Annotated in this window: 15 protein-coding genes; 5 read left to right on the forward strand and 10 right to left on the reverse strand. The window is 63.3% G+C overall.

Going from position 1 to position 16,392, the window contains the following annotated elements:
* Positions 1-162: 162 nt before the first annotated feature.
* The 3 genes from VSX56_RS12375 to VSX56_RS12385 all read right to left on the reverse strand — a co-directional run bounded on the left by VSX56_RS12375 (position 163) and on the right by VSX56_RS12385 (position 1,596).
* Positions 163-642, reverse strand: coding sequence for a DUF2852 domain-containing protein (locus VSX56_RS12375; RefSeq protein WP_339112994.1), 480 nt, complete (start codon positions 640-642; stop codon positions 163-165).
* 128 nt (positions 643-770) lie between these two features.
* The gene (locus tag VSX56_RS12380; protein WP_339112993.1) at positions 771-1,238 is read right to left on the reverse strand and encodes a YbaK/EbsC family protein; all 468 of its coding nucleotides are present in this window, start codon (positions 1,236-1,238) and stop codon (positions 771-773) included.
* Positions 1,239-1,293: 55 nt separating this feature from the next.
* Entirely contained in the window at positions 1,294-1,596 is a 303-nt protein-coding gene (locus VSX56_RS12385; RefSeq protein WP_339112992.1) for an HNH endonuclease, read from the reverse strand.
* A 112-nt stretch (positions 1,597-1,708) separates the two neighbouring features.
* Between VSX56_RS12385 and glnE the strand changes: the two genes are divergently transcribed.
* Positions 1,709-4,486 carry a bifunctional [glutamate--ammonia ligase]-adenylyl-L-tyrosine phosphorylase/[glutamate--ammonia-ligase] adenylyltransferase gene (gene glnE / locus VSX56_RS12390; protein WP_350937478.1) on the forward strand — a complete coding sequence of 926 codons (2,778 nt, stop codon included), beginning with the start codon at positions 1,709-1,711 and terminating at the stop codon, positions 4,484-4,486.
* Complete coding sequence (locus VSX56_RS12395) at positions 4,486-4,776, forward strand: hypothetical protein (RefSeq protein ID WP_350937480.1); 291 nt, start codon at positions 4,486-4,488, stop codon at positions 4,774-4,776. The genes glnE and VSX56_RS12395 overlap by 1 nt, the downstream gene beginning before the upstream one ends.
* Positions 4,777-4,856: 80 nt before the next feature.
* Here the strand turns inward: VSX56_RS12395 and eda are convergent, their stop codons facing one another.
* Together eda and edd are read right to left on the reverse strand one after the other, a co-directional pair.
* Positions 4,857-5,498: a bifunctional 4-hydroxy-2-oxoglutarate aldolase/2-dehydro-3-deoxy-phosphogluconate aldolase gene (gene eda / locus VSX56_RS12400; protein WP_350937482.1), complete on the reverse strand. Its 642-nt coding sequence runs from the start codon at positions 5,496-5,498 to the stop codon at positions 4,857-4,859.
* A 21-nt stretch (positions 5,499-5,519) separates the two neighbouring features.
* Positions 5,520-7,340, reverse strand: coding sequence for a phosphogluconate dehydratase (gene edd / locus VSX56_RS12405; RefSeq protein WP_339112988.1), 1,821 nt, complete (start codon positions 7,338-7,340; stop codon positions 5,520-5,522).
* A 243-nt stretch (positions 7,341-7,583) separates the two neighbouring features.
* Between edd and VSX56_RS12410 the strand changes: the two genes are divergently transcribed.
* The 3 genes from VSX56_RS12410 (at position 7,584) to VSX56_RS12420 (ending at position 10,727) form a co-directional block, all read left to right on the forward strand.
* Entirely contained in the window at positions 7,584-8,777 is a 1,194-nt protein-coding gene (locus tag VSX56_RS12410; protein ID WP_339112987.1) for an RSP_2647 family RNA methyltransferase, read from the forward strand.
* On the forward strand, positions 8,777-9,322 hold the full coding sequence (locus tag VSX56_RS12415; RefSeq protein WP_350937485.1) for an RSP_2648 family PIN domain-containing protein: 546 nt from the start codon (positions 8,777-8,779) through the stop codon (positions 9,320-9,322). Before VSX56_RS12410 ends, VSX56_RS12415 begins: the two co-directional genes overlap by 1 nt.
* 184 nt (positions 9,323-9,506) lie before the next feature.
* Positions 9,507-10,727 carry an MFS transporter gene (locus VSX56_RS12420; protein ID WP_350937487.1) on the forward strand — a complete coding sequence of 407 codons (1,221 nt, stop codon included), beginning with the start codon at positions 9,507-9,509 and terminating at the stop codon, positions 10,725-10,727.
* A gap of 34 nt (positions 10,728-10,761) precedes the next feature.
* Here VSX56_RS12420 and pgi read toward each other — a convergent pair whose 3' ends face one another.
* The 5 genes from pgi to VSX56_RS12445 all read right to left on the reverse strand — a co-directional run bounded on the left by pgi (position 10,762) and on the right by VSX56_RS12445 (position 16,379).
* Positions 10,762-12,366, reverse strand: a complete 1,605-nt coding sequence (pgi, locus tag VSX56_RS12425) for a glucose-6-phosphate isomerase (protein WP_350937489.1) — start codon at positions 12,364-12,366, stop codon at positions 10,762-10,764.
* 53 nt (positions 12,367-12,419) lie between these two features.
* The gene (gene pgl, locus VSX56_RS12430; RefSeq protein WP_350937657.1) at positions 12,420-13,091 is read right to left on the reverse strand and encodes a 6-phosphogluconolactonase; all 672 of its coding nucleotides are present in this window, start codon (positions 13,089-13,091) and stop codon (positions 12,420-12,422) included.
* Positions 13,091-14,563 carry a glucose-6-phosphate dehydrogenase gene (gene zwf / locus VSX56_RS12435; protein ID WP_339112983.1) on the reverse strand — a complete coding sequence of 491 codons (1,473 nt, stop codon included), beginning with the start codon at positions 14,561-14,563 and terminating at the stop codon, positions 13,091-13,093. The genes pgl and zwf overlap by 1 nt, the downstream gene beginning before the upstream one ends.
* A gap of 128 nt (positions 14,564-14,691) precedes the next feature.
* Complete coding sequence (locus VSX56_RS12440) at positions 14,692-15,162, reverse strand: DUF2478 domain-containing protein (protein WP_339112982.1); 471 nt, start codon at positions 15,160-15,162, stop codon at positions 14,692-14,694.
* Positions 15,162-16,379, reverse strand: a complete 1,218-nt coding sequence (locus VSX56_RS12445; protein ID WP_350937492.1) for an MFS transporter — start codon at positions 16,377-16,379, stop codon at positions 15,162-15,164. The genes VSX56_RS12440 and VSX56_RS12445 overlap by 1 nt, the downstream gene beginning before the upstream one ends.
* Between the last annotated feature and the right edge of the window lie 13 nt (positions 16,380-16,392).

A 16,392-nucleotide genomic window follows, 5' to 3' on the forward strand; every position in this document is an offset into this window, starting at 1 on the left:
GAAACTCGCGGCGGTTTTGAATTATTACCCTAAGGTAGCAAGCTTGCGCCCATGCGCCAAGGCCCCTGAACGAGGTTGTGACGGCGAAAAAGCAAACTCCCGACGTTTTGACGCCGGGAGTTGTTAAATTCGCCTTAAGCTTGGGCGGAATGGAGTTGTATCTTACTTAGCGTCACCTTTTTCGGCATGTGCTGGATCGAGCGCGGCGTCGTTTGGTGCATCGCTCTCGCTAGCCGCACGGGCGCGCTCGTCCATATACTGGTCGAATTCGGCTTTGTCGCGGGCGTCACGCAGGCGCTTGAGGAAGGCCTCGAAGTCATTCTGCTCGCGTTCGAGGCGGGCAATGGTGTCGGCTTTGTAATTGTCGAAGGCGGCATTCCCCGAGGGGCGCGACATATGCACGCCATAGCCTGCAAATCGCTCGCCTCCGAAACGGCGCGCCTCGGTCCTGCGGCGGCAGCCCTTTCCGAACCGTCCGGTGAACAGGATGAAACCCAGCACCAGAAGGCCGAACGGGCCGGTGAAGATGAAGGCCGCGACCATCAACGCGATCCAGGAGATCGGCCCGTTCTCGTCCATCCATGCGACAGCACGGCGGATCGGTCCGAGGCGAGGGGCGGCAGAGGCATCGAGATAGGACATCGGGATTTGGCTCCTGAAAGCGGGTTGGGGTCATGTGAATGCTTTTCACATGAACAGAGGTAAGAGACCTCCACCCGCCGTTCAAGTCCTCATGTAAATCTTTTTTACATACCCTTTCGGTTGAGGGACTATTCGGTGAAAAAACCGGTTTGCGCCTGTGTGGCCTGCACCAGATCGGCAGGCGTGATCCGGAACAGATGGCGCGGAGTGCCGGCTGCTGCCCAGACCGTCTCGAACTCGGAGAGGCGCGGATCGAGATAGGCTCGGACCGGCGTCAGATGCCCCACGGGCGAGACACCGCCAATGGCAAAGCCCGTGACCTCCCGCACCTTGGTGGCATCGGCGCGCGCCAGCGCCTGTCCGGCCAGACCGGTGGCGCGGGTCTGGTCCACGCGGTTGCCGCCCGCCGTTAGAAACAGCAGGATCTCGCCCGTCTCGGCCCCCTCGAAGATGATGGATTTCGCGATCTGGTCGATCTCGCAGCCGACCGCCTCTGCCGCGTCCTGCGCGGTGCGGGCATTCTCGGTCTCGATGATCTCGATCTCGAGGCCCGCGGTCTCGAGGGCGGCTTTCACGCGTTTCAGGGATTTGCTCATGGGATATCCTTTCCTTGTGCTCTTGGTTGCACTGCAGGGCCGGAAAGGGAAGCCTCTAGCGCGTCTTGCGCCGTCCGCCGCTGGAGCGTGCATGGAATGTGGGCGGGCGCCTGACGATCCAGTTCAGGAAGGGCGCCATCGCAGGATGGGCACGCAGCGCCTCGGGCGTGTTCAGATCGCGCGCCAGTTCGGTCTCGCTGAAAGTCTTGTGAATCTCGTTATGGCAGATCTGGTGTAGCAGAACAGTCGGGCCGTTCTTGCCGCCGCGCAGCTTGGGAACCAAATGGTGCAGACTTTGGCGCGCCTCGCGTGGTATAGGTCGCAGACAGAGGGGGCAGATCGGGTCGTCTTGGCGCATTGGAGGACCTCACAGGAAATATTAACCGGATAGGGTAATTGGCGGCCTCCGCCCGTCAAATATCCGCTAAGCTGTCATTGACCCCCGAGGGTTGCCAAGCCACTGTCGAGCCATGAGTTTTACATCCAGATTAACCCGTCTTCCCATCGTTGTGGATCAGGAGCGTGCCGATACGGTTGTCGCGCTCTATCAGGGGCTTCCGCCCGAGGTCATGGCATTGGTCGAGGGGGTGTCGGGGACAAGCCCCTTCCTTGCCACGCTTCTCGAACGCGAGCGCGACTGGCTCGGGCCCTATCTGGAGCGCAATCCCGAGGATGCGATCCGTGCCGAGTTCGACCGTCTGCCGGAGGTGGCGCCGCCCGAGATGGGCGTCGAGCTGCGCCGCGCCAAACGTCGGGTGGCACTGATCATCGCACTGGCCGATCTGGGGGGGATCTGGGGGCTCGAGGAGGTGACGCGCACGCTCTCGGCCTTTGCCGATCTGGCGGTGGATCTGGCGCTGAAATCGCTTCTGTCCGAGGAAATCCGGCGTGGCAAGCTGCCCGGTGTGTCGCCCGACAGGCTGGAGACGGCCTGCGGGATGGTGGCGCTGGCGATGGGCAAGATGGGGGCGGGAGAGCTGAATTATTCCTCCGATATCGATCTGATCTGCCTTTTCGACCAGACCCAGTTCGACCCCGACGATATCCTCGAGATCCGCGCGGGGCTCGTGCGGGTCACGCGCAAGATGGCGCAGATGCTCACCGATATCACCTCCGATGGCTATGTCTTCCGCACCGATCTGCGGCTGCGCCCCGATGCGGGGGCGACGCCGGTCTGCCTGTCGATGGCGTCGGCCGAGCTGTATTACGCCGCCGAAGGCCGGACATGGGAACGCGCGGCCCATATCAAGGCACGTCCCTCGGCAGGCGATCTGGCGGCGGGGGCTGCATATCTGGAGCGTCTCTCGCCCTTCGTCTGGCGCAGGCATCTGGACTTCGCCACCATTCAGGACACGCATGACATGCGGCTGAAGATCCGCGACCATAAGGGGCTGAACGGGCCACTCAAGGTCGAGGGGCATAATCTCAAGCTCGGTGTCGGCGGTATCCGCGAGATCGAGTTCTTCACCCAGACCCGCCAGCTGATCGCGGGCGGGCGCGACCCCGACCTGCGCGACCCCACAACGGTGGGCGGGCTGGCGGCATTGGCGCAGAAAGGCTGGATCCCGCGGGAGGTGGCCGCCAGGCTGACGGTGCATTACCGCGCCCATCGCGAGATCGAGCACCGGTTGCAGATGGTCAATGACACCCAGACCCAGATCCTGCCGCAAAGCCCCGAAGGGATCGCACGGATCGCCGCGATGATGGGCGAGGGTGACCCTGTGCGCTGGATGACGCAGTTGAAAGAGCGGCTCGAAGAGGTGGAGACGCTGACAAGCGATTTCTTCGCGCCTACACAGGAAGCAAGCCCGCGCCCTGCGCTCTCGGAGCGCGCCGAGCAGACGGTCTCGCGCTGGACTTCCTATCCCTGCCTGCGTTCGGCGCGGGCGCGTGGCATTTTCGCTCGGATCGAGCCGGAGATCCTGCGCAAGCTGCAGAGGGCCGCCGATTTCGAGGAGGCGCTGGGCCAGTTCGATACGTTCCTGCGGGGCCTGCCGGCGGGGGTGCAGCTCTTCTCGCTTTTCGAGGCCAATCCGCAGCTGATCGATCTTCTGGTCGATATCTGCGGCACCTCGCCGATGCTGGCCAATTATCTCTCGCAGAATCCTGGTGTTCTGGATGCGGTGATCGGCGGTAGTTTCTTCGAGGCCTGGCCCGGTATCGCACGGCTGGAGGCGGATCTGGACGCCACCCTGGCACGGGCCAGCGATTACGAGAATGCCCTCGATCAGGCGCGGCGCTGGGCCAAGGAGTGGCGCTTCCATGTCGGGGTGCACCATCTGCGCGGTCTTATCGAGGCCTCCGAAGCGTCGAAATATTTCGCCGACATCGCAGGTGTGGCGATCGAGCGGCTCTGGCCTGTGGTGTGCGATGAATTCGCCCGCAAATACGGCCCGCAGCCCGGGCGTGGGGCCTGTGTGATGTCGATGGGATCGCTCGGGGCAGAACGGCTGACGGCTGCCTCCGATCTGGATCTGATCGTGATCTATGATGCGGCGGGGGTCGAGATGTCGGAGGGACCCAAACCCCTGCCATCGCGCCAGTATTTCGCCCGTCTGACGCAGGCGCTGATCACCGCCGTCTCGGCGCAGCTGCCGCAGGGACGGCTCTACGAGGTCGATATGCGGCTGCGCCCGTCGGGGCGGTCCGGGCCGGTGGCAACCTCGCTCGAGGCGTTCACCACCTACCAGATGGAAGAGGCCTGGGTCTGGGAGCATCTCGCGCTCACGCGGGCACGGCCCATCACGGGCGATCCCTCGCTCGCGGCAGATCTGGAATACCAGCGCCGCGAGGTGCTGCGGGCGCGGGGCCGCGATGCGCGGGTGATCCCCGATCTCAGGGAGATGCGGGCGCGGATCTTTGCGGCCAAACCCAGCGACGATCCGTGGGAGGTCAAGACCGGTCCGGGGCGGTTGCAGGATATCGAGCTGTTCGCGCAGAGCCTCGCCTTGCGGGCCGGTGCGCCGGCGCGGCGCGTCGAGCTGCAGCTGCGGGCGGGCGCGCGCGAAGGGATGATCAGCCGGGAGCAGGAGGCGCGTCTGGCCTCGATTTATCGCAGCCTGTGGCAGCTGCAATCGGTCAAGCGCCTCCTGAGCGAGACAGGGTTCAATATCGATACGATCGGTGAGGGCGGCCGGGCCTTCCTTCTGCGCGAGACAAGCCAACCCGATATTAAGACTTTGCAGGCTATGGTTGCATCGCTGACAAGAGAGGCCGCGATGATTTTAGACCTTGTGCTGAGCGCCTGATGGGGCGTGCCGTATTACCGCTCGGGCGTGTCGATCCGCGCGCCTATATCCGGACCGCCTTCGAGAGCGGGGCGATCGAGGCGGAAACCTGCCGGAGGCTGATTCTGGAATGGGCGTTACGCTTGCCGCAGGATGTGCAACCGACCGAGGCGGCGCGGGTGCTTCTGGCCGAATATCACGGGCATGATACGCATCCGATGTATCAGCTGTTGCTGAAGGTGCTGGCCGATCCCGTGGCCCCGGCGCAGGCGGCCCAGAGCGAGGAGCCGCCCCAGCATAAGGATCCGTAGGGCAGTGAAGGGCCCGGTGGGGTAACAAGGCCGCGTCGGTGTGACGCGGCCTTTTTCGGTTGGTCTTCTGGGGCGGGGGCTCAGGCGCGCAGCGCTGCGGCTTCACGGGCCAGCGTCTCGATCCCCGCCCAGTCGCCCGATTGCACCAGCTTGTCGGGGGCAACCCAGGATCCGCCACAGCAGATCACGTTTTTCAGCGCCAGATAGTCGCGGGCATTGCCCATATTGATGCCGCCGGTGGGGCAGAAGCTCATCTGCGGTAGCGGGCCGCCGAAGTTTTTCAGCGCCGGCGCGCCACCATTGGTTTCGGCGGGGAAGAACTTCACCATGTCATAGCCGAGTTCCAGAAGCTTCATGACATCCGAGGGGGTCGCCGTGCCGGGCAGGAGCGGCAGCCCCTCATCGGCGCAGGCCTTGAGGAGAGTGTCGGTGATCCCGGGGCTCACCCCGAATTTAGCGCCTGCCGCCTTTGCGGCCTTCACATCGGCGGGCGTCAGAAGCGTGCCTGCGCCGACCACGCCACCCTCCACATCGGCCATCGCACGGATCGCCTCCAGCGCGCAATCCGAGCGCAGGGTGACCTCCAGCGCGGGAAGCCCGCCCTTGACGAGCGCTTTGGCCAGAGGCACCGCCTGGGCGACCTCCTTGACGACGATCACGGGGACGATGGGGGCCAGTTCGCAAATCTTGCGGGAGGCGGCGGATTGTTCTGCGGGGGTCATGTGAGACTCCTTTCGTGATGATCAGACGACAACGGCTGCGCCGCTGGTCGAAGGCCCGACCTGATTGCGGAAGGCCTCGAACAGCTCGCGCCCGAGACCGACATGATTTGCCGAAAGATCCTCGACCACGGCCTCGCGCGTGTCCAGATCCGCCGAGAGGCAGGTCAGCTCGCCTTTGGGTGCATCGAGCCGGACGATATCGCCATCGCGCAGCTTGGCCAGCGGCCCACCATTGGCGGCTTCGGGCGAGACATGGATCGCGGCGGGCACCTTGCCCGAGGCACCCGACATCCGGCCATCGGTCACCAGCGCAACCTTCAGCCCGCGCTGTTGCAGGACGGACAACACCGGCGTCAGCGAATGCAGCTCGGGCATGCCATTGGCCTTGGGCCCCTGGAAGCGCACGACAACGATCGTATCTTCGGTGAATTCGCCACGGGTGAAAGCGTCCTTGACCTCGGACTGGTCCTTGAAGATACGCGCCTTGGCCTCGACCACGCGATGTTCCTCGGCCACCGCCGAGATCTTGATCACGCCACGGCCCAGATTGCCATTGAGCTGCTTGAGGCCACCGGTTTTGGCAAAGCCCGAAGAGGCGGGGCGCAGGATCTTGTCGTTAAGGCTTTCCTCCGCGCCGTCCTCCCATGTCAGCTTTCCGTCGATTAGCTTGGGCTCCTGCGCATAGCGCGCCATGCCATCGCCCGCGACGGTCTTGGCGTCGCCATGCATGAGCCCCTCTTTCAGCAGCTCGCGGATCATGAACTGCAGGCCGCCCGCCGCGTGGAAATGGTTCACATCGGCCAGACCGTTGGGATAGACCTTGGCCATCAGCGGCACGACATCCGAGATATCGTCGAAATCCTCGAGATCAAGCGCGATGCCTGCGGCCTTGGCCATTGCGGGAAGGTGCAGCACGAGGTTGGTGGAGCCACCGGTGGCCATCAGCCCCACCAGACCGTTCACAAAGGCCCGTTCGTCAAGGATTTCGCCCGCGGGGCGATAATCATTCCCCAGTGCGGTGATCTCGGCGGCGCGTTTTGCGCCCGCAATGGTCAGCGCCTCGCGCAGGGGCGTGTTGGGATTGACGAAGCTCGCGCCCGGCAGGTGCAACCCCATGAACTCCATAAGCATCTGGTTGGTATTGGCGGTGCCGTAGAAGGTGCAGGTGCCCGGACCGTGATACGAGGCCATCTCGGCCTTCATCAGTTCCTCACGGCCCACTTCGCCGGTGGCATAGAGGTTGCGGATACGCGATTTCTCGTCATTAGGCAGGCCGGAGGTCATCGGCCCTGCGGGCAGGAAGATCGCCGGAATATGGCCGAAGGTTGCGGCCGCCATGATGAGACCCGGCACGATCTTGTCGCAGACACCCAGATAGATCGCGGCATCGAAGGTGTTGTGCGAGAGTGCCACACCCGAGGCGAGCGCGATCACATCACGGGAAAAGAGCGACAGCTCCATCCCCGGCTGGCCCTGGGTCACACCGTCGCACATGGCGGGCACACCGCCTGCGACCTGCGCCGTGGCACCGGCTTCGGCGGCAGCTTTCTTGATCAGCTGCGGGAAGGTCTCGTAGGGCTGGTGGGCCGAGAGCATATCGTTATAGGCAGTGACGATACCGATATTGGGGGCGCGTCCGGCGGCCAGTGCTTCCTTGGCATCGCCCATCGCCGCATAGGCATGGGCCTGATTGCCGCAGGTCAGATGGGCGCGGGCAACACCTTTGGAGGCGGCCTCGCCAATGCGGGCAAGATAGTCGTCGCGCATACCCTTCGACCGTTCGCGGATCCGGTCGGTGACACGGGCGATGGTGGAGTTCAACGGGGTGGCTGTATCAGTCATGATGGGCTTTCCTGATCAATTGACACGCGCAGCCCGAGGCGATGAAAATGACTCGGGCACCGTGCTTGCGACGACTTTAGTCGGTTAGCGCTAACAGTGCAACCGACGGGTATATGTCCGATATTTGGACTCTTGCGGCCCTTTGGCAAGGCGATCCCCGTCGTCAGGGGCTTTGCAAGGGGGGCACTTGGCGCTAGGAGGGGCCCAACACCGCTATTCCGCGCCTGTCCGAGGAGACTTCCCATGTCCACCGATCTGCCCGTCGTCCGTCTGCGCCCCAAAGGGGAGGCACGCGCCATCCGTCATGGTTTCCCGTGGGTCTATGAGGACGAGCTGGTGCTGGACCGCCGCACCAAGGCGATCGCGCCCGGCACCTTCGCCATATTGGAGGATGACGCGCGTCGTCCGCTGGCGCTGGTGACGGTGAATCCCAAATCCAAGATCATCTGCCGTGTGATGGACCGCAACGCCGAAGCCGTCATCGACCGTGCGTGGCTGGTGGAAAAGATCGCCCGCGCAGCCCAGATGCGCGACCGTCTGTTTGGCGCGCCCTTCTACCGTCTGATCCATGCCGAGGCCGATGGCCTTCCGGGCGTGATCATCGACCGCTTCGGTGATGTGGCGGTGATCCAGCCCAATGCGGCATGGGCGGAAGCCATGATCGGAGATCTCTCCGCCGCGCTGGTCGAGGTGACGGGCGTGGGAACTGTTATCAAGAACGGTTCGGGCCGTGCTCGTAACCTCGAAGGGCTGGCCGAAGAGATGGTCACGCTGCAAGGGGGGATCGATGCGCCGGTGCCGGTGCAGATGAATGGCGCGGTCTATATGGCCGATATCATGGGCGGGCAGAAGACGGGTCTCTTCTATGACCAGCGTCCAAACCATGCCTTCACCGCGCAGCTCTCCAAAGATGCGCGTGTTCTCGATGTGTTCTCGCATGTGGGTGGGTTTGCATTGGCCGCTCTGGCCAATGGTGCGGCCTCGGCGCTGTCGGTCGATGGCTCGGCTTCGGCGCTGGATCTTGCCGAACAAGGTGCCAAGGCCATGGGGATGGGGGATAGGTTCTCCACCCGTAAGGGCGATGCCTTTGTCACGCTCGAAGCTCTGGCGGCAGAAGGGGCGGAATATGACGTGGTCATCTGTGACCCGCCCGCCTTTGCGCCCGCAAAGCCCGCGCTTCAGGCCGGTCTGCGCGCCTATGAGCGGATCGCGCGTCTGGCGGCCCCTCTGGTGGCCAAGGGCGGCTATCTGGTGCTGTGCTCGTGCTCGCATGCCGCCGATCTCTCAAGCTTCCGTGGTGCATCGACCCGCGGGATCGGCAAGGCAGGGCGTTCGAGCCAGTTGCTCCATACGGGCTTTGCGGGGGCTGACCACCCGATGCTGCCGCAACTTGCGGAAAGCGGCTATCTGAAATCGCTTTTCTTCCGGCTTGACTGATGAAGCTGGTTCTTGATGCCTGTGTTCTCTACCCGACCGTGTTGCGGGAGATCCTGATCGGGATTGCGGCCAAGGGGCTTTACCAGCCCCTCTGGTCGGAACGATTGCTGGAGGAATGGGCACGCGCAGCCGCCCGCCGCAACGAAGCTGACGAGGTAATCGCCCGTGGAGAGGTCGCGATGCTCAAGGCGCGCTTCCCTCAGGCGATGATTGCCCGTCACGAGGGGTTGGAGAACCGTCTGCATCTGCCGGATGAGAACGACATCCATGTTCTGGCCACGGCGATTGCCGGACATGCCGATGCGATTGTCACGATGAATGCCGCCGATTTCCCGCGCGGGGTGCTGCAATCCGAGGGGCTCGACCGCCGGAGCCCCGATGATGTGCTCTGGGCGCTCTGGTCGGATCATCCGGAGAAGGTGGCCCAGGTGGTGGAGGCCGTGCGCCAAGAGGCCGAGCGTTTGTCGGGCCAGCCCCAACCGATGCGCGCGCTTCTCAAACGCATCCGGCTCTCGCGTCTGGGTCGCGCCCTTGAAGCCGGGTAAGCCGCTTGACGGCTTGCCTTTCCTGAGATAGCTCATAATAACCGGAACGGATCAGCCGTGATCGCACATCTCCGGTCGTAAGCGTTTAACGTCAACCAACGCACCTTCTTCCCGCTCGGTCGGGGAGGGTGCTGGCATGACCAAACGCCCCTCCTGCCGATGTGGCCAACATCGGAGTGAGTATATGTCTGACAGACTGTCCGAAACCATCAGTGACCCGCCCTATGATGACCGCAAGGGCACGCAGCTTCTGCTGGTCCTCAGTGCCATCCTGTTCTTCGCCTATATCTGTGTCGCGATGCCGCTGCCGGTGGTCTCGGTCCATGTCGTGCAGGCGCTGGGCCTGAGCAATGCCTGGGGCGGGCTGGCCGCCGGTATGGCCTTTATCACCACCATCTTCAGTCGCGCATGGGCGGGCGGGGTTGGGGACCGGATCGGGGCGAAGCCCGCCATGGCGCGCGGGCTGTGGTTCTATCTGGCGGGGGCCATCATCTGTATCGCTGCGGGGTTCCTGACGGCACAACCGTGGCTGGCGCTGGGCATCTTGCTGCTGGGACGCGCGGTGGTGGGCATAGGCGAGAGCTATGTCTCGGTCAGCATGGTCTCATGGGGGATCGGGCTTGTGGGCACGCATCGCTCGGGCAGGGTGATCGCCTTCATGGGCGCTGCGATCTATGGCGCGCTCGGGGTCGGGGCGCCGCTGGGGCTGGGCCTCTATCATCTGGGAGGCTTCAGCCTCGTGATGTGTCTCAGCGCAGTGCTGCCCGCGCTCAGCCTGATTGCCATCGTCAAACTGCCCGCCGTGGCTCCACATGCCTCAACCTTGCGGCGCTCGTTCCTGAATGTCATCGGCACGATCTGGAAACATGGGTTTGTGATCATGGCGCAGGGCATCGGCTTTGCAGCGATCGGGGCGTTCTTCTCGCTCTATTTCATCGCGCAGGGCTGGCAGGGAGCCGGGCTCGGCCTCTCGGCGTTTGGCGCGGGCTTCGTGCTGGTGCGGGTGCTGTTCGGCCATTTGCCCGACCGGATCGGTGGGCTGCCGGTGGCGATGGTGTCCCTGATGGTCGAAGTGGTGGGGCAACTTCTGATCTGGGGCGCACTGATGCCGACGCTGGTGCTCTTGGGGGCGTTCATGACGGGGCTCGGGTGTTCGATGATCTACCCGTCGATGGGGCGCGAGGTGGTGGCGCTGGTGGCGCCGCAGCAACGCGGCATGGCTCTGGGCGGATTTGCGGCGTTTCAGGATCTGGCCTACGGGCTGACGGGGCCACTGGCGGGGATCCTGGCCGACCGTGCGGGCTATGGCCCGATCTTCCTGATTGGCGCCTGTGCCGCGGGTGCAGGACTGGTGATGGTGCTCTGGCTGAAGCGTGCAGCCAGTCTTTCCATCCAGAAAGCCTGACATGAAAAAGGGGGCCGTTCGGCCCCCTTTCTGATCAGTGTTGGGCGTCGCGCACCATCTGCGCGAGCCTTAGCGTCGAGCCATCCTTGCCCGCGCCATCGGCCTCGCCAGTCAGCACCGGCTGGAGCGCGAGCGCCAGCTCTTTGCCCAGCTCCACCCCCCATTGATCGAAGCTGTTGATGCCCAAGATCACACCCTCGACAAAGACGCGGTGCTCGTAAAGCGCCACGATCCCTCCGAAGACCTCGGGGGTCAGCATCGGGTAGATCAGCGTGGTCGAGGGGCGCGAGCCGGGGAAGACGCGATGCGCCGCCTGACGCTCCAGTTCCGCACCCTCGAAGCCCTTGGCCGCCATCAGCGCGCGGGCTTCCTCCATCGAGCGGCCCCGCATCAATGCCTCCGACTGCGCGAGGCAGTTGGCCGCGAGCAGGATGTGCTGATGCGCCAGATCGGGCTCGTGACCCTTGGTGGCGATCATGAATTCGCACGGGATGATCCGCGTGCCCTGATGGATCAGCTGGTAGAAGGCATGCTGGCCATTCGTGCCGGGCTCGCCCCAGACCACGGGACCGGAATGATAGGGCAGGGCCTCGCCATCCATCGAGACGCGCTTGCCGTTGCTCTCCATCTCCAGCTGCTGCAGATAGGCCGGAAGCCGCGACAGGCGTTGGTCATAGGGCAGCACGGCGCGGGTCGCGAAATCGCAGAACTGGTTGTGCCACATGCCCACAAGCGCCAGCATCACGGGCAGGTTCTCGGATAGCTCGGCTGTGCGGAAGTGGTCGTCCATGGCGGCGGCGCCCGACAGGAAATCGCGGAAATGCTTCGGGCCGATGGCGATCATCAGCGAGAGCCCGATTGGCCCCCACATCGAATAACGCCCACCCACCCAATCGGCAAAGCCGAAGACACGCTCGGGCGTGATGCCGAAGGCTGCCGTCTTCTCGGCCGAGGTGGAAAGCGCCACGAATTGCTCTGCCGGATCCTCGACCTTGGCCGCCATCCATGCCTTGGCCGTCTCGGCATTGGTCATGGTCTCGATGGTGGTGAAGGTCTTGGAGGCTACGATCACGAGCGTGGTCTCGGGGTCGAGCCCCGCCAGCGTGTCATGGATATGCGCGCCATCGACATTGGAGACGAAATGGCAGCGCGGCCCGTCATGATAGGGGGCAAGCGCCAGACAGGCCATGGCCGGACCCAGATCCGAGCCGCCGATACCGATATTGACCACATCTGTGATCCGCCCGCCCGCCGCGCGGAATTTGCCGCCGCGCACGTCATCGGCAAAGCGCACCATCCGGTCATAGGTCTCGCGGACACAGGTCATGACATTCTCGCCATCGATCTCGATATCCGTATCCAGATGGCGCAGGGCGGTATGCAGCACCGCGCGACCCTCGGTATCGTTGATCTTCGCCCCCGAGAACATCGCCTCGCGCTTCTCGGCCAGACCCGATTGTTCGGCCAGCTGGATCAGCAGATGGCGGGTCGGGGTGTCGATATTGGTTTTCGAGTAGTCAAAGACAAAAGGACCGGTCGCGGCGCTGTATCTCTCGGCACGATCCCCGTCGAACAGGTCCAGAATCTTACGATCGCGCACATCCTCGGCACGGCTGCGCAGGGTCTTCCAAATGCTCATGGATCTTCCTTTATTTGACCTGATCTTGGTGTTTTTTGTGGCGCTGACTCGGGTCAGGCCGCCCAGTGCACGGTGGCGTTATGCAGGATGGATTTGATCGGGGCCTGTTCGATGGGCAGGTTCTGCGCCGCCTCGATAGCCTTCTTCTTTTCTTCGCCGGTGATCAACACATGGGTATGCATCGCATCTTTCAGCACCCGGGCGGTCATGGTGATGCGCGGCTCGCCCGCAGCTTCGGCCCTGAGCGCCATCAGCTCGGGTGCGTCATCCGAGAGCGCCTCTTCCAGACGGTCGGCACCGGGGAAGAGCGAGGCGGTGTGCATATCCGCCCCCATCCCCAACAGCAGCACCGAGATGGGCAGGTTGGGGCGCAGGTTGTCCGAGAGCGCGTCAAGGCGCTCCTCGGGGGTGTCGGCATTCATATAGAGCGGCAGCAAGCGGGCCTTGGCGGCCCTGTTGATCAGGAGCCGCTGCGAGATCAGCGCGGTGTTCGAGCGCGGGCTGGAGACCGGCACCCAGCGTTCGTCATTGAGCACCACCGCAACATTGGCCCAGTCGAGATCGATCTCGCTGAGGATGTCGAATATCGGCCCCGGCGTGGTGCCGCCCGGCACCGAGAGCGTCGCGCGGCCTTCCTGCGCCAGTGCTGCACGCAGCTGCGAAGCGATCTGGTCGGCCAGCGACACCATCAGCAGCTCGCGGTCGGGATAGGTTTTGAATTCCATCATTTGATATGTCTCCAGCGCCGCCCGTCACGATGCATCAGCATGAGCGCATCATCAGGGCCGGTCGTTCCGCTATCATAGGGGCTCGGCGTGTCACCACGCTCTTCCCAGCCTTGGATGATCGGATCGGTCCATGCCCATGCGGCCTCGACCTCGTCTCCGCGCATGAAGAGCGTCTGGTTGCCACGGATGACATCCATGATGAGTCGCTCGTAGGCGTCGGGCATATCGGTGCCTTCCTCGCCAAGCGCCTGGGCGAAGGACATGTCCAGCGGCACCTGTTTGAGGCGCATGCCGCCCGGACCGGGCTCCTTGATCATCATCTTGAGGTTCATACCCTCATTGGGTTGCAATCTGATGACAAGCTGGTTGGGCTGCCAGCTGCCTTCCGCCTCGTCAAAGATCGAATGCGGCGGCTCCTTGAAGGTGATCGCGATTTCACTGGTGCGGGCGCGCAGGCGCTTGCCGGTGCGCAGGTAGAAGGGCGTGTTCTTCCAGCGCCAGTTGGCGATATGCACCTTCATCGCGATATAGGATTCGGTCTTGGAGTTCGGGTCTTCGGAATCCTCGAGATAGCCCGGCATCGGCTTCTCCTGATCGTCGCGATGCCAGCCCAGATATTGCCCGCGCACGATATCCTGCGGCGGCACCGGTTGCAGGGCCCGGATCACTTTCAGTTTCTCGTCGCGCACGGCGTTGGGGTCGAAGTGATAGGGCGGTTCCATCGCGATCATGCACAGAAGCTGCATCAGGTGGTTCTGCACCATGTCGCGCATCGCACCCGATTTATCGTAATAGCTGCCGCGACCGCCCACTCCGACCGTCTCGGCGACGGTGATCTGCACATGGTCGATATATTGCGAATTCCAGATCGGCTCGAAGAGGATATTGGCAAAGCGCACGGCCATCAGGTTCTGGACGGTTTCCTTGCCCAGATAATGGTCGATCCGGTAGATCTGGTGTTCTTCGAAATGTTCGGCCAGCGCGGCGTTGAGTTTGCGCGCCGAGGCCAGATCGCGACCGAAGGGCTTCTCCACCACGATACGGGCGTCATTGCCGGCAATGCCATGGGTCTTGAGACGTTCGGCCAGATCGCCGAAGAGGGCGGGGGCGACCGAGAAGTAGAAGGCGTTGATCACCTCGGGACGGATCAGCGATTTCAGCTCGGACCAGCCCGCCTCGCCGCGTGCATCGATCGAGACATAATGCAGGCGTTCGATGAAGGCGTCGATCTGGGTGGCGTCCTGTTTGGCAGGAGCCACGAATTCCTTGATCGCGGCGCGGATCTGGGTCTGGAACTCCTCGCGCGATTGCTCGGTCCGGGCCGCACCGATAAGGCGCGCTTCGTCGGGCATCTGGCCCGCAAGAAAGCGCCGGAACAGACCCGGAAAGATCTTGCGATTGGCAAGGTCACCGGTCGCGCCGAAAATAACCAGATCGAATGCGTCCACCGGGATGATGCGCGAAACCATGATATCCTCCGTAAATCACTGTTACCTTGGCGATGTTAGCGGTAACGGACCGCAATTGGCCATAACAGCACTCAAAAGTCTAGTGCCCGAACGGGATGTGCGCAAATTCTGAGCGGAAGTTTTTGCCTTCAACCGCGAAGAAATGCTTCAAGTGCATGAATATCCAGTTCTAATTTCTGTGCAAGGGGGGCCGCAAACGCATGGAAGGCGGCTTCCGTCTGGGCAGGGACGCCCAAGAGCACGGGGCGTCCGTCTTCGATTGCCTGCGCAATCAGTGGGCGCACGCCGCGTCCTTCGGCTTCCTGCTTGCCGAATTTGTTCAGAATCAGCGGGGTCGCGGGGGGGAGCTTTGCTACATCCTGCGAGAGGCGGAATACCGCCTCTTCCAGCGCGCCACCATCGAGCGTGCATGAGGCTGCCCCCGTGCCCAGATCCTGCCGGATCGGCCAGCGCAGATCGGCGGGCCAGAGATGGACCAGCAGGTGATCCTCGGGGTCAGGGCTGACCAGAGCGGCCACATTAGGGCGCATATGCTGTGCCAGTTCAGCCAGAATTCGGTCGGTCTCGCCGCGGATCGGAGATTGGATATAGCCCAGCATCAGAGGCGCTCCTTCGGGCGCAGGGCCAGCCAGATCAGCGCCGCCCCCGCCAGCGTGACCAGTGGAACCATCGCCAGATTGACCGCCTGCCAGCCTGCCTGCGGATCACCGCCTTCGAGGCAGTTCATCAACCCGCCCGAGCTGAGCGACGCGAGGAACACGCCGCCGAAGACGATGGAATCATTGAGCCCCTGCACGGTGGCGCGCTCTTCGGGCGCGTAGCTTTTGGCCAGCATCGCAGTGCCACCGATAAAGCCGAAATTCCAGCCGATCCCCAAGAGCACCAGCGCGCCGAAGAAATTCATCAGCTCTACTCCGCTCAGCGCTACAGCCCCTGCGCCGATCAGGATCACGAGCCCGGTGCCCACGATCATCTTCGCCCCGAACCGCGCGATCAGATGGCCGGTGAAGAAGGAGGGAATATACATCGCCAGCACATGCGCCGAAACGATATCGGCGGCGTTATTTGGGGTAAAGCCACAACCCACCACCGCTAGCGGCGAGGAAGTCATCACGAGGTTCATCAACGCATAGGAGACCATAGCGCAGATGATCGAGACGGTGATCGTCGGGTCGCGCAGGAGTGCCATCTTGCCGCGTCCCTTGGGGGCTGTGGCTTGGGCGTGCTGGTCGGGGCGCGGAATATCGAGGAAGCTGAACAGCACCGGTCCGATCGCGTTGAGCGCGATGATCACCAGATAGGTTGCCATGAATGGCACGAGCGTAGCCTGCGCGGTCAGCTTGACCAGTTGCGGCCCCAGAAGAGCCGCCACCAGCCCGCCCGCCATCACATAGCTAATCGCCTTTGGGGCAAATTCGGGCGAGGCGGTATCGGTTGCGGCAAAACGGTAGAAGCCCTGCGAGGACATATAGATGCCGGTGAAGAGCGCGCCAAAGGTAAAGAGCGTGAAACTGCCCCAGTAGAGCCCGCCCGCACAGATCGCAGCGCCCAGAGCCCCCGCGATATTGGCAAGGATGAAGCCTCGCCTGCGCCCGTGCCGCCCCATGAAACGTGACAGCGGCTGTGCTGTGAGCACCGACCCCAGAATGATGAAGGACAGGGGCAGGGTGGCCAGACAGGCATTGGGCGAGAGCATCTGCCCCGCCAACCCGCCAATGGTGAAGATCATCGGCATCTGCGCGCCAAGAATGGCTTGGGCCAGAACCAGAATGAGCGTGTTGCGGCGGTCGCGCGCTTGGGGAAGGGTGCTGTTCATGCGCCTATGGTTA

It is taken from the genome of Thioclava kandeliae, from assembly GCF_040297545.1.
Taxonomy (GTDB): domain Bacteria; phylum Pseudomonadota; class Alphaproteobacteria; order Rhodobacterales; family Rhodobacteraceae; genus Thioclava; species Thioclava kandeliae.